Source organism: Pseudoalteromonas sp. MMG024, assembly GCF_021654175.1.
GTDB lineage: Bacteria > Pseudomonadota > Gammaproteobacteria > Enterobacterales > Alteromonadaceae > Pseudoalteromonas.
In genome coordinates this window covers 70,442-84,044 of the sequence record NZ_JAKFZO010000013.1, presented here as the reverse complement: position 1 = coordinate 84,044, position 13,603 = coordinate 70,442, and the positions used below count along the sequence as shown (strand labels likewise).

Sequence of the window (13,603 nt, the reverse complement as noted above, 5' to 3'; positions counted from 1 at the left end):
TTTGTCCTTTCTTTAAATGTACTTTTTTAGAGTATTTTGCAAAAAATGCTGCTAAAAGATGCAAGAAAGTGCATTTAAACTATATTTCATATTCGATCTGTTGAAACTTTTCAAGGATATATGTCCTTTTTAAACGGTGGCGATTTGTATTATTTTTGCCGCAAATGGATACGGGTGTAAACAACATGTTAACCGAAAGGCTGGCTGTTGCGGCGATGTTCAACCCGCAGTATTAAGTACTCGTATTGATGGGTCCGCGTTAAACACGTGTAAAGTTGAACTTCGCCATTCACTTTAAAAGGATACAAGCATGATTATGACTGTCTCAAGGCAACTGAGTTCAGCTAATCAAACGTTTTATTTTGAGTGCACAAGGTTTTAAACCACCATGAAATATCTACAAAAGTCAAAGCTAGCTAAATTAATTCAAGGCTCGTTATTCTCATCATTAGTTTTATCAGGTGCTGCGGTTGCACAGGGTGAAGAAGCAGGCGCTGAATCTGCACAATTAGAAGTGATTCAAGTAACTGCTCGTAAACGTGTTGAGAACGCGCAAGAAGTGCCTGTTGCGGTTTCTGCGCTACAAGGCGATAACCTAGACGCATACAGTTCTGCTGGTATGGATATCCGTTTTATGAACGCGAAAATCCCAAGCTTATCAGTTGAATCTTCTTTTGGTCGTACTTTCCCACGTTTTTACGTGCGCGGTTTAGGTAACACCGATTTCGATCTGAATGCATCACAGCCAGTATCGTTAGTGGTAGACGACGTTGTACAAGAAAGCCCAATTTTAAAAGGCTTTCCGGTATTTGATGTTGAGCGTGTAGAAGTACTTCGTGGCCCTCAAGGTACATTATTCGGCCGTAACACGCCTGCAGGTCTTGTAAAGTTTGACTCAGTTAAGCCGTCGCAAGAATTTGAAGGTTACGGTGCATTATCTTACAGCACATTTAATTCAGTAGATTTTGAAGGTGCTGTAGGCGGTGGTTTAACCGATAACCTTTCAGCTCGTGTTTCAGTACTTAAGCAAACGCGCGATGATTATATTGATAACCGTGCGCCAAATAACTTCATCAATGATGTAACCGGTGGTTACGATGAGCAAGCGGCACGTATTCAATTTTTATATGAAGCAGGTGATTTTACTGCGTTACTAAATTACCACACGCGTGATTTAGATGGTAAGCCAATTGTTTTCCATGCAAATGCAATTGAAAAAGGCACAAACAAGCCTGTTGCAGGTTTTGATCCTGAAGTGATTTACCAAGACTCAGTACAATTTGCTACACAGCAAGTTGAGTCTCAAGGTTCAAGCCTCAAATTAGAGTATGATTTTGAAGATCACACACTAACGTCAATCACTGGTTGGGAAAGCGCTGAGATTTACTCACGTGCAGACGTTGATGGTGGTTATGGTTGTGGTAACGATTTTGTATTTGGTTGTCCAACACCTGAAATGGGCCCTGGCTTCATTTTCCTTGCATCAGAAAGTGCTGATGCAATCCCATCACATGACCAAATCTCACAAGAAATTCGTTTAGCAAGTAACTTTGCGGGTGATTTTAATTACCAAGTGGGTGCTTACTACTACAATGAAGAACAAACAATTGAAACCTTTGGTTTTGATGGTTTAGGTGGCGACTTTAACTGGGGTTATGTATTCCAAGAGCAAGATACAACGGCTTGGGCTGTTTTTGCTTCGGCAGATTATCACGTTTCAGATAAGTTAAAAGTGAGTGGTGGTCTTCGTTATTCAGATGACAAGCGTGATTTTAGAGCGGTACGTCTGGTAACTCCGGGTGATTTCAACAATATCGACTTAGAAAAATCTGCTAACCCAGAAGATTCACACGTATCATGGGACTTAAGTGCAGCTTATAAGCTTACTGATGATGTAAACCTATTCGCACGTGCAGCAAACAGCTTCCGTGCACCAAGTGTTCAAGGTCGAATCTTATTTGGTGACGAAGTAACTGTAGCTGACTCTGAAACTATCAACTCAATTGAGTTTGGTGTTAAGTCAGATGTATTAGATGGCCGTGGCCGTGTAAATGCGACAACATATTACTTCCAGATGGATGACCAGCAAGTAACTGCAGTAGGTGGTTCTGCAAACTTTAACCGTTTACTTAACGCTGATAAAACAGTTGGTTACGGTCTAGAGTTAGATTCAGAGTGGATTTTAACTGATGAGCTATTCGCTACATTCAACATCAGCTACAACAAAACTGAATTACAAGACAACTCACTGTTCTTGCAAGGCTGCTTTAACTGTACAATTACAGACCCATTTGTTGAAGGTAAAGGCTATAGCTTAGACGGCAACAGCTTACCACATTCACCAGAGTGGATTTCTAACTTCACACTACGCTACAGCAAAGAAATTGGCGACGGTGAGTTCTTCGCATACACTGATTGGTCTTACCGCAGTGAAATTGACTTCTTCTTATATGAGTCAGTTGAATTTGAAGGCGAAGCATTACTAGAAGGCGGTATTCGCTCAGGTTACCTGTGGGAAGCTGGCGACAACGAATACGAAGTATCTGCATTTGTTAGAAATATTACTGATGAGCAAGTATTCATTGGTGGTGTAGATTTCTCAAACAATGCCGCTATGGTAAACCAACCTCGTATTATGGGTGTTGAGTTTAAGGTGTCATTTTTCTAAGCACCTATTTATTTAGATTTCATAGCAGAAAGCCCATCAGTTGATGGGCTTTTTTTCGTTTTGAGATTGATAAAAAACACCATGAGAGGTTTTGTTAGGTATTGGACCGTGGAAAATATTTTTTTCTGATGCATTATCCTCTTCGGTTATGTACACCACCCAATAGTGACCATGACTTGTGCTTGGTAAATAAATGTGTGCAGCTCCGATAAGTGTTTGTTTTCGATAAAATGCATTGCGTGCTAAAAGGTGATCTGCATGAGAAGTCGATTCTTTAAAACTTTTCCAAACTACTTCAGGCGATTTTTGTCCGCCTGCTAATGCTTCTACTTGATTGGCATTACCAATACCATAATAAATGGGCAGTTCAACACCTTGATCACGTAACCTACCATTAGCTCGCCCATGAAAAACGAATTCGGTTTCGGCCATTTCAGCTACTTTCTCAATAGCTGCGGTAACTAGTCTCTTGTCACATCTCAATTTGGTACGCTGCTGTTCGTGGTCACTTATAATGAGATCGACTAAGTGCTGAGAGTATTTATCGCTGGCGCATTGAGTATTGTATTCATTCGCATAAATCGAAGTTGTAATTAGAGCTGCATTAAAAATTAATGCTTTAAAAATCGGGCGCATTTAGTATTTTCCAGTCTGAAGTGAGAGGGTGGTTAATGCCCACCGCCAAATAAGCGCTACTGATTTTATTTTGCTTATGAAGTTGCTTAAGCCCTTTATTTAATGCGTCTGCAATATGTTGATAATTAGGAAATTGAGTTGATATTGCGAAATGACGGCTATCCCACAGTACCGCTTTTACATTTGGAACAGGCGTTAACTGTTCAAAGCTTAAATCATTGTCATTTATGCGAAAATGCAGCAAGGTAAAATCGGCAATTTCACTTTTAACAAGGCGCTTCATGTTTGGAAATGATTCGATATGTGCCAGCTTAATTGGGTTTAACTGATTAATTGCCTGCCAGTCAGCACTCCAAAAGCGATTTGAAATTGCGGTTAAGCGCGACACATCATCTTTGTTTTGCGCCTTTAATGCGCGCTCGTTATTTACTGACGTATATAAGCCAACGTCGTATTCACCATTGCGAATAACCGCTTGGCTCGAGAGTAATGTATTGGGATGACTTGTAATATCAGAAAGCCATAGCGTGTCGGCACTTAGTGCGTATTTTCCGCTTTTGAGTAGTTCGATATTGCGGCCATATACTGAATTATCAAAATATACTAAACGACACTGGCACTTGCCTAAGTGCAGTGCTTGATTGAGTAGAATCACATCAACTAAATCACGACCCTGCGGTAAATTTGAAAAATCTGAGATAGCCAGAATATCCGTCTGTTTACTTAAGCGTTGTAAGTGTAATTTGACATCCTCAGCAATTAAAACGGGTACATCAATAAGTTCTTTAGATTCAGCATTAGATTGAACGCTAAACCCGAATATCAGCAATAAAACTACTTTTTGCAACCACATAATTTCTACACTAAATTGCTTGTTTATTTGATATACAAACAGTTTGCGCATATTTATGCAAGTTTTATGCAGTTGGATTTTGCATACTTTATGTTTATTTCGGACACCCAAACTAGGTTAATCTAGCTTTACTACTGAGAGATGGTATTTATTTCATATAACGTTAAATTGAAGTCAGTATAAATAACCGTTAGCAGCACATTAGTTATCCATATCTGAGGTGAAATATGCTACAGTCAGCGCGCGTTAACTAGAGGAAAATATTATGTCTGCATTTTGGAATTATCGCGTTATTGAGTGCCCAAGTGATGAAGGTACACTGTTTCAAGTACATGTTGTTGAATACAATATTAATGGTAAAGCAGTTAATTGGTCTGAAACGGCTGAAGGCTCTTTTGGTACGAGTTTAACGGGCTTAGCAGAAGATATTGAGCGTCAAAAACAGGCTTTAGAAAAGCCAGTGCTCACCGTAAAACGCTTAGCGCGTGGTTATGAATTGGTTGAAGTGGAAAGTGGTGACGTAGCAAATTCGCCAGTACCAGAGTCCCTACAAGAGCAAGGTTAAGGTAATGCCATTAAGTGCAATTTATTTTGACTTAGATGGTACCTTGGTTGATTCCGAGCATTTGCATGCCGTTAGTTGGAACAAAGTACTTGCGATGTTTGATTTACACTTTAGTGAGGCTGAGTTTTGCCAGCAGTTTGCTGGTAAACCAACGCTTGAAGCCGCTAAAGTGCTGGTTGAAGAGCACCAGCTGAGTTTATCCGCATCGGTATTAGCAAAGAAGAAACACACTGTATTCGCTGAGATATCTAAATTGCATTTACCCGCATTGTTACCGGGTGCGAAAGCGTTGCTAGCCTGGTGTCGCGAGCAGGGGGTAAAGGTTGCGTTAGTGACCGGGAGTGCGAAAGAAGAAGCGCATTCTATTTTGACAGGACACGATCTTGCAAAGTACTTTGATGTGATTTTCACACGTGATGATGTTGAACAGCCAAAACCGCATCCAGAGCCTTATTTAAGGGCAATCGCACATTTTTCATTAACAGCAAGTTCAGGACTTGCGGTTGAAGATACCGTTACTGGCTCTAGCAGTGCCAAATCAGCCGAACTATACACTGTTGTGGTGCCTAATAAATACAGCCTAAGTGCTGACTTTTCACACGCTGATGATCGCTGTTCATCGCTTTTTGATGTTCAAGCACTTATCGCCAGCAAACTTTAAAATTTAAAGTACACTTTAAAGAGCCGTTGAATTTTCAAGGAGGAAAAAATGGCTCTTAAAATTTCTCTATTCTTAACCTTATCACTTATTACATCTGCTGCTGATTGTGTCGAAGTGCAGCTTGCTAAATCCTATCAACAACAGCCCATTAAAGATTACCTAGTGAGCGAGAAGCTTGATGGCGTGCGTGCCATATGGAAAAACAACCAGCTTGTGACCCGAAATGGTAACGTTATTCATGCGCCAACTTGGTTTACTGAACATTGGCCGCGTGAGTGGCTTGATGGTGAATTGTGGAGTCGCCATGGTGATTTTGAGTTTATTGCTAGCACGGTACTCGATACCAAGGCAAATCATCAAGCATGGCGTAAAATAAGGTTTTATGTATTTGATATGCCGAATCACAGCCAAGCATTTCACCAGCGCTACTTGAATTACAAAACATTGATAGAAGCAACGCCTTCTGACTACTTGACGGCAATTGAACAGCGTCAATTTACTACTCATCAGGAGTTGGATGCCTACTATCAAGCCCGAATAAAACAGGGGGCCGAGGGCATTATGCTACATGCAAAAGCCGCTCAGTTCAGCGATGGCCGTAGTGATAATTTACTCAAGCTTAAGCCGTATCAAGATGCCGAGGCTAAGGTGGTGGGTTACAGTCAGGGTAAAGGAAAATACCATGGGTTAGTTGGCGCATTAATTGTTGAGCTGCCAAACGGTCAACAAATCAAGCTGGGCAGTGGTTTGTCAGATGTTATGAGAAACACACCGCCCGAGATAGGGTCAATGGTGACATATCGTTACAATGGCTTGACGAAATACGGCAAGCCTCGTTTTGCACGGTTTTTACGTGTTAGGCACTCTGAATGATTTAATCGAGTCGATCGGCCAAATAATTATGGTAGTCAGGGATTGTACGATGTATTTGTTGTGACATAAGCTCGCTGGCAATCAGCATATCAGCAGTCGCTTCATTACAGGCAACGGGAATATTCCACACCGCAGCAAGTCGCAATAGTGCTTTTACATCAGGGTCGTGAGGCTGTGAAGCAAGTGGATCCCAAAAGAAAATCAGTAGGTTGACTTCATGCTCGGCGATTTTAGCGCCAAGTTGCTGGTCGCCGCCCATAGGGCCGCTTAAAAGCTTTTCAACCGCCAGCCCAGTGGTTTTTTCTATTAAGTGGCCAGTAGTACCTGTGCCGTATAAATTGTGTTGGCTGAGTACATCTTGGTGTTTTTGGCACCATAGAGTTAGCGCTGATTTTTTACCATCGTGGGCAACAAGCGCAATGCTTTTTTTGGCGGGGATTGCAGTGGTAATTTGTTCCATGTTTTCACACTTTAAAATACTTCGAACACCAAGCGTAACCCCAATACAACAAAAATACTACCGGCAATGCGGTCAATCCATTGCTGCGCGCTGGGGTGATGTTTAAAGTAACCTGCAATCTTGTTTCCGCTTTTTACGTACAACACATCGATAGGGAAAGCCAAAATTGGGTAAAGCAAGCCAAAAATCAACAACTGTAACCATACTGGTGTGCTTAGCGAACTGTCGGCGAATTGCGGAATAAAGGCTAAAAAGAAGAGCGCGACTTTGGGGTTAAAAATCTCGGTCAGCATGGCTTGTACAAAGATGTTTTTTTCTTTTTTATTTGTAAGTTCGCAGTGAATAATTTCTGGTTTTCGTAAGCTATCAATAATGCTGGTGACACCTAAGTACACAAGGTAAAGCGCACCTATTATAAGAACCGTTTGATACGCTAATTGAGATGTTTTTAAAATCACACTAAGGCCAGCTACCGCTAATATTGTGTGTATTACGCCCGCGGTGGCAAAGCCAAATGCTGTTTGCATGCCAGCAGCTTTGCCTTTAGCAAATGTTTGCGCCATTAGAAACGCGTTTGATGGCCCCGGTGACACCGCAAGTAAGAAGCTTAAGGTGATAAATGACAGCAGCGATTCAAAGTTAATCATTAATTGATATCTCTAGTTGTAAGACGGTTTTACCGCGCTTTGATAGCGTTTTAGCGTTAATAAAAAAGGCAACACACTAAGTAAGTGCAGCGCAATAATAAATGGAATCGCAAGCGGTAGGTATTGGGTTAAGCTAACGATTAATCCCGCGCCACTCATTTGCATCATGCCAAGTAAGGCCGATGCTTTGCCTGCTTGCTTTTTAAAAGGCCCTAGTGCGTTACCTGCAGCAGCGCCCATAGCGAACGAATAGCCCATGGAGCCGACAAAAATTGCACACATAAAGCTGCTAACATTTGCAAACGTAAATTGAAATAGTAAAACCAAACATGCAGCGCTGACCATCAGCAACAAACCACATAATAAGGCGAGTGATGTAGAGCGCTTGATTAATTGCGGTGCCGTGAAACTGGCTATAATACTCACTGTGGCATTAATGCTAAACCAGAGCGTAAATTCTTGCTCGGTTAGCCCTTGTTGGTTAATTAAGTAGTTAGGGGCCTGTGCAACAAATGCCAAAATAGCGCCCATAGCTAGCATGCAAATTGTGGCATTAAACAAAAATGTTGGGTGTGAGATTATTTGCCAATAAGACAGTTTTTCCTCAGTTTGTTGCTGAGTTGTAATAGCAGGGCGTTTAGGAATTGCAATCAACAACACGATAAATCCGATTGCGGCAAATCCGGCTAAAAAGTAAAAGTTACTCTGCCAGCCAAATTGCAAGGTTAGCCAAGCGCCTAAAATAGGAGCTAATGCAGGAATAAAGCAGACAATACCATTTAAGTAAGAAATTACTTGGGCACTTTTGTTGGCATTGTAGTTATCTCTCACTAACGCAAATGTGCTAACAAATGTTGCCGCTGCTCCAACACCTTGAATGATACGGGCGATAATTAGCAAGGTGACGCTATCGGAAAACGCCGCAAGTACTGAGCCAACAAAGTAAGCAAAAACGCCAAATATAGCTATTTTTTGGCGGCCAAAACGGTCACTTAAGGGACCAAATAAGAGCTGTCCAAAGCCCACGCATAGCATGTAAACAGTAATGCTTGATTGAATATTGGTAATTGACGTATCGAGTTTGTCAGCCATCTGAGGCATGGCTGGTAGGTAAAGGTCGATTGCCATTGGACAAAAGATTACAAGCAGAACGAGGGCGAATTTTAGCATAATCTCACTACAATTATCAGGGGCGGTGAATTGTATACGTTATGCTTAGAAGATCCAAGCCTTAAGCGTTGGCTTAAGGCTTGTGGTTAGCGCTTGGTTACTAACTGGTTTGTTATTCAGTAATAATATGCGCTGATTGGATAATGAGTTGTTGTTTTGGCTTACCAAAGCGTGTCGCGTTTTCGTTAAACAGATCTAACACTGCTTCATCGCTAACTAGCTTGCCAAACACGGTATGTTTGCCATCTAGGTGCGGAGTTGCGCGAAAGGTAATAAAAAACTGGCTACCGTCGGTATTTGGACCGGCATTGGCCATGCTCAATAAGCCTTTTTGATCATGCGATACTAAAGGTTCAAATTCACCGCCGTAACGATATCCTGGGAAACCTTGCCCATTGCCAAGTGGATCACCACCTTGCGCCATAAAATCGCTAATAACACGATGAAACGTCAGTGAATCGTAAAAGCCAAGCTTGGTTAAATAAATCGTACTTGAGGCATGCATAGGCGCTGTTTTATGAAACAGTTCAAACTTCATTTCGCCTAAGCTTGTTTTAAGTACCCAGTAATAGGTTGTGTCTTGTGCAAATTCAAGTTTTGGCGGCAGCGTTAATTTGGTGCGCCATTTCTCATCTTGTTTATCGACTTTTTGTTCACTAATAAATTGTTCAACTTGCTTTACAGCAGGATCTTGAAACCAACATGCAGATAAAATAGCGGCTGATGTAAGCGCGAGTAGGGTATTACGTAATAAAGTCATTTAGGCTGTCTTCTTTTCTTTTTTTGGTGCTTTTTCTTCAGTATTTGTTACTACAGGCGTTGCTGCTTGTGTCATAGAGCCTTGAATTGAAGCGCCTTCTTGAATGCTAATAGTGTCGTGAAAAATATCGCCAACTACATTTGCCGACTGCTCTAATACCACTTTTTTAGCCTTAATCGTGCCTTTAACGGTACCTTTTACAATTACTTCTTGCGCGTTTATATCGCCTTCTACACGGCCGTCATTGCCGATAGTTAGGCTTTGTACATTCACTTCGCCAATGATGCAGCCTTCTAACTGAATTGTGCCTGAGTTGTTAATTGTCCCGGAGATTTCAACGTCTGATGAGATAATAGAAGGAAACGAATTTTTTTTCTTATTGGAGAACATTCTCAAATGCCTTAGTTAATTTTAACGGGTTAATGTGTTTTTCATTGTGTAAAATTTCATAATGTAAATGGGTGCCTGTACTGCGTCCTGAGTTACCCATTAACCCGATAACTTGGTCCTTTTGTACTTCTTGTCCACGTTTTACGTTAATTTTAGCCAAATGCCCGTAGCGTGTTACGAATCCATTCTTATGTTCAATTTCGATAAATTTACCATAGCCGCCATTGCGACCTGCACGTTTTACTGTGCCATGTGCTGGGGCAAAAATTTCAGTTTTGTGCCAGCCAGCTAAATCAACGCCGCGGTGCATTGCTCTGCGCTTGGTAACAGGGTCGGTACGTAGGCCATAGCTACTTGAAACATAAAATGCTTTAGCCGGCAAACTGGTCGGTAGTAATTCAAGGTTACCGCTTAGCTGATTAAGTACTACTATTTTATCTAATAACGCTTGCTGCTCTTTACTCAATACAGATGCATCAACCGCATTAAATGGACCACCTTGAGCTGTTTCATCTAACTCTTTGTTAATTAAGGTTGTGTGGTCAACCCCAGCTTTTTCCAACGCTTTTAATAGGCTCTCAGTACGGCCATCGACAACTTGAGAAAGAGTAGTAAACTGAGTATCAAGCAGTTGGTTTTCACGCGCGATGTCACTTTCAATGGTTTCTTCGCTAGTGCTGTCATCTTGCGTGTCAGATTCACCTTCACTTTCAGCCTTAGGCTCAGGTTTGATATCTTGTTTTTTATCTTGCGCTTTTTTTGTCGCGCCAGCGTCTACAGGCTTTGTTTCGGTGCCAGATGTTTTCGCTTGTTGCTCTGTTTGAACTGTTGGGCTTTCTTTTTGTGTGGCGTCTTGTTGCGCCTGAAATTCTTCTTGCTGCGCTTCAGGTAATGACTCAAGCATATTGGTCATTAGTTGCGATTTTTCATCAATTTGAGAAATGCGACTTGAAAGTTCGCTGTGCTTTTCACGATAGGATAGGTGTAGCGCATCAAGTTCAGATTGCTTTTGCTCAATGACTTGCTGTTGTTCGGTGATCACGCCATTTAGCTCAACGTATTGATAGCTACCCGCACTAGCAATAATGCACACAGCAAGACCTACGAAAAATAGCGTTACTTGCAGCCAGCTTGGCAAAGTAAGGTATTTTACGTCACCGTTTTGGCGGATCAGTAACTGTTTATCTGGAAAAAGTGCTTTTAACATTATGAAAACCGACGTAGTTAAATATACTGCCTTTGATTATTATTAATTAGCAGGCAAGTTAACCGGTACAAGATACCAACATACTGCAAAAAATCCAGGAAAATTTTTGAAATACGACTTAAGAAGGAGTATTAGGTGGCAATTTGCTTGCCACCTAAAAAGGGCAGGAGGTTACTTGGCAGGTAAAACTGTGCCTTCAACGCGGCCAAAGCCAATGCGGTTAAAGCCGTTGGCTTCACACCAACCACGCATAATCACTTTATCGCCATCTTCCAAGAACTTGCGCTCTTCGCCATTGTTCAGTTTAATGCTTTCTTTACCACCACGAGATAGTTCAAGCATTGAACCTGCTTCTTCATGTTCAGGGCCTGACTGAGTACCTGAACCTAGCATGTCACCTGGAATAAAGTTACAGCCATTTACCGTGTGGTGTGTCACCATTTGCGCTACTGTCCAGTAACTGTGTTTGAAGCTCGACTCAGAAAGCTTGCTTGGTGCAGCACCGTCAGCACGCATTTTTTCAGATTCAAGTAACACATCCATCTGAATATCGAATGCGCCTGCTTCACGGTTGTGTGAAGACTCAAGGTAGTCAAGCGGCTGTGGATCGTTTTCATCACGATGCCACTGTGTACGGTAAGGCGCTAACGCTTCAGTAGTGACAATCCAAGGCGATACAGTTGATGCGAAGTTTTTCGCAAGGAATGGTCCTAGCGGCTGATATTCCCACGCTTGTAAATCACGCGCAGACCAGTCATTAAATAAACAGAAACCAAATACATGATCTTCTGCATCTTCAATGCTAATTGCATCGCCTAACTCGTTGCCTTTACCAAGGTAGATACCTAGCTCAAGCTCATAGTCCATGCGTTTTGCAGGACCAAATGACGGTACGTCTGCATCAGGCGCTTTAGTTTGCCCTTTTGGACGAGGGAAGCTTTGACCTGACACGCCAATTGATGATGCGCGACCGTGATAACCGATTGGCACCCATTTGTAGTTAGGTAAAAGCGGGTTATCAGGGCGGAATAAGCTACCTACGGCTGTTGCGTGGTAAATCGATGTGTAGAAATCGGTGTAGTCGCCAATATGGCACGGAAGTGCATATTCAACGTCATCTTGTGCTACAAGTGCAGATTCAAGAGCACTTTGCTGCTCAGAACCTTCACGTAGTGCTTTTGAAAGCGCTAAACGTAGAGCAGACCAATGTGCCTTACCCATGCCCATAAATTCGTTGAGTGCAGGTGCGTTGGCAGCAATTACAGCTTCTTGAGCAATGCCTGAGAAAATGCCCGCATCTGCAACTACGGCTAAATCTAATACTTGGTCACCAATTGCGACACCACCGCGAAATTCTTCTGATGATCCTTTACGACGGAAAGAAGCAAATGGCAGGTTTTGAATTGGGAAGTCATTGCCAGCAACGTTTGCGCTGCTTATCCAGCTTTTTAAATTAATATCGTGCGTTTCATTGATAAAAGACATAGTCTTTCCTTTTGCTTTTATTGGCTTAGGCTAAATATGGCGATTGAATTAATAAATTCAAGTTTGAAAACATGTTAGCCTTGAAATAGCAAAAGCAGCCTGGTCAAAAAAGACGAAAGCTGCTTTTTATGTTGTTAGCTTATCTTAACTTAGAGAACACCACGGCGCTCTTGGTCACGCTCGATTGATTCGAACAATGCTTGGAAGTTACCTTCACCAAAGCCACCATCGTCAACACGTTGGATCATTTCGATAAAGATTGGGCCAAATAGGTTTTTAGTGAAGATTTGCAGTAAGTAACAATCTTCGCTTTGGCTGTCTACCAGAATTTGGTGCTCTCTGATTTTATCTTTGTCTTCTTTAACCCAAGGAACACGGTCAAAAATAGTCTCGTAGTAATGATCTACGATATCTAAAGTTGCAATGTTTGTTTGGTCAAGCTTATCTAGTGAGCCCACTAAGTCGTTAGTTAAAAACGCTAAGTGTTGAACACCTGGGCCATTGTATTCATCTAGATATTCATCAATTTGGTTGTTGTTATCGTCTTTACCTTCATTGATTGGAATCGAGAATGTGCCACATGGTGACTTAAGTGCGTAAGACAGTAGTGCTGTTTTCTGACCTTTAATGTCGAAGTAACGTACTTCTTCAAAACCAAATACGTCTTTGTAGAAGTTCGCCCATGTTTCCATAGTGCCTTTGTAAACATTATTAGTAAGGTGGTCGATGCGAAGGAAACCTTTGTCTTCAACAATGTTTTGCTCAGCTAAGTCTTCAAAGTCATTTGCATAGATAGAGCCTTTATCACCAAACACGTCGATGAAGTAAATTAGGCTGTCACCAATACCGTAAATTGCTGGGTATGGTAAATCTTTATTAGCCGCATCTGTTGCAGGCTTTGCACCGCGCTCAACAGCAACATCAAATGCTTTTTGTGCATCAGCTACACGCCAGCCCATTGAACAAATTGCAGGGCCGTGTGATTTAGCAAATTCAGCTGAAAAACCATCACGCTCATTGTTTAGTAAAAAATGAATATCATGTTGGTTGTAGTAGGTGATGTCTTTACCTTTAAACTTTTTCAGTTTTGAAAAACCAAAGTCTGCAAAGATCTTGTCCATATAATCTGCATCTGGTGTCGCATATTCAGTAAATTCGATACCTAATAAACCGAGTGGGTTATTTACTTGAGTCATTTTTTGTCCCCTAAAGAGTGAGAGATGGCTTA

At 41.6% G+C, this 13,603-nt stretch carries 14 protein-coding genes; 4 read left to right on the top strand and 10 right to left on the bottom strand.

Features of this window, described 5'->3' with window-relative positions:
• Nucleotides 1-388: 388 nt before the first annotated feature.
• Nucleotides 389-2,668, top strand: a complete 2,280-nt coding sequence (locus tag L1068_RS13855; RefSeq protein ID WP_054978338.1) for a TonB-dependent receptor — start codon at nt 389-391, stop codon at nt 2,666-2,668.
• 36 nt (nt 2,669-2,704) lie between these two features.
• Here L1068_RS13855 and L1068_RS13850 read toward each other — a convergent pair whose 3' ends face one another.
• Together L1068_RS13850 and L1068_RS13845 are read right to left on the bottom strand one after the other, a co-directional pair.
• Nucleotides 2,705-3,304, bottom strand: coding sequence for a hypothetical protein (locus L1068_RS13850; protein WP_054978339.1), 600 nt, complete (start codon nt 3,302-3,304; stop codon nt 2,705-2,707).
• On the bottom strand, nt 3,288-4,208 hold the full coding sequence (locus L1068_RS13845) for a hypothetical protein (RefSeq protein WP_054978340.1): 921 nt from the start codon (nt 4,206-4,208) through the stop codon (nt 3,288-3,290). Before L1068_RS13845 ends, L1068_RS13850 begins: the two co-directional genes overlap by 17 nt.
• A 214-nt stretch (nt 4,209-4,422) precedes the next feature.
• Here L1068_RS13845 and L1068_RS13840 point away from each other — a divergent pair, with 214 nt between their 5' ends.
• Genes L1068_RS13840 through L1068_RS13830 form a run of 3 tightly spaced genes read left to right on the top strand, consistent with a single transcriptional unit; the run spans nt 4,423 to nt 6,256 of the window.
• On the top strand, nt 4,423-4,722 hold the full coding sequence (locus L1068_RS13840) for a hypothetical protein (protein ID WP_054978341.1): 300 nt from the start codon (nt 4,423-4,425) through the stop codon (nt 4,720-4,722).
• Nucleotides 4,723-4,726: 4 nt separating this feature from the next.
• Entirely contained in the window at nt 4,727-5,383 is a 657-nt protein-coding gene (locus L1068_RS13835) for an HAD family phosphatase (RefSeq protein ID WP_237130750.1), read from the top strand.
• A gap of 48 nt (nt 5,384-5,431) precedes the next feature.
• Nucleotides 5,432-6,256: a DNA ligase gene (locus L1068_RS13830; protein ID WP_237130749.1), complete on the top strand. Its 825-nt coding sequence runs from the start codon at nt 5,432-5,434 to the stop codon at nt 6,254-6,256.
• A 1-nt stretch (nt 6,257) separates the two neighbouring features.
• Here L1068_RS13830 and L1068_RS13825 read toward each other — a convergent pair whose 3' ends face one another.
• The 8 genes from L1068_RS13825 to hppD form a co-directional block, all read right to left on the bottom strand.
• Nucleotides 6,258-6,716, bottom strand: coding sequence for a methylglyoxal synthase (locus L1068_RS13825; protein WP_054978344.1), 459 nt, complete (start codon nt 6,714-6,716; stop codon nt 6,258-6,260).
• A gap of 11 nt (nt 6,717-6,727) precedes the next feature.
• Nucleotides 6,728-7,363 (bottom strand): LysE family translocator, encoded by a 636-nt coding sequence (locus L1068_RS13820; RefSeq protein ID WP_054978345.1) that lies wholly within the window; start codon nt 7,361-7,363, stop codon nt 6,728-6,730.
• Between the two features lie 12 nt (nt 7,364-7,375).
• Complete coding sequence (locus tag L1068_RS13815) at nt 7,376-8,533, bottom strand: multidrug effflux MFS transporter (protein WP_237130748.1); 1,158 nt, start codon at nt 8,531-8,533, stop codon at nt 7,376-7,378.
• A 112-nt stretch (nt 8,534-8,645) separates the two neighbouring features.
• Nucleotides 8,646-9,293, bottom strand: a complete 648-nt coding sequence (locus L1068_RS13810) for a peptidylprolyl isomerase (protein ID WP_054978347.1) — start codon at nt 9,291-9,293, stop codon at nt 8,646-8,648.
• Complete coding sequence (locus L1068_RS13805; RefSeq protein WP_054978348.1) at nt 9,294-9,683, bottom strand: polymer-forming cytoskeletal protein; 390 nt, start codon at nt 9,681-9,683, stop codon at nt 9,294-9,296. It lies immediately after the preceding gene.
• On the bottom strand, nt 9,670-10,890 hold the full coding sequence (locus L1068_RS13800; RefSeq protein ID WP_237130747.1) for a M23 family metallopeptidase: 1,221 nt from the start codon (nt 10,888-10,890) through the stop codon (nt 9,670-9,672). The genes L1068_RS13805 and L1068_RS13800 overlap by 14 nt, the downstream gene beginning before the upstream one ends.
• A gap of 171 nt (nt 10,891-11,061) precedes the next feature.
• A complete protein-coding gene (gene fahA, locus L1068_RS13795; protein ID WP_054978350.1) occupies nt 11,062-12,375 on the bottom strand; it encodes a fumarylacetoacetase in 1,314 nt (437 codons plus the stop codon).
• 149 nt (nt 12,376-12,524) lie between these two features.
• Nucleotides 12,525-13,571: a 4-hydroxyphenylpyruvate dioxygenase gene (gene hppD, locus L1068_RS13790; protein WP_237130746.1), complete on the bottom strand. Its 1,047-nt coding sequence runs from the start codon at nt 13,569-13,571 to the stop codon at nt 12,525-12,527.
• Nucleotides 13,572-13,603: the final 32 nt, after the last annotated feature.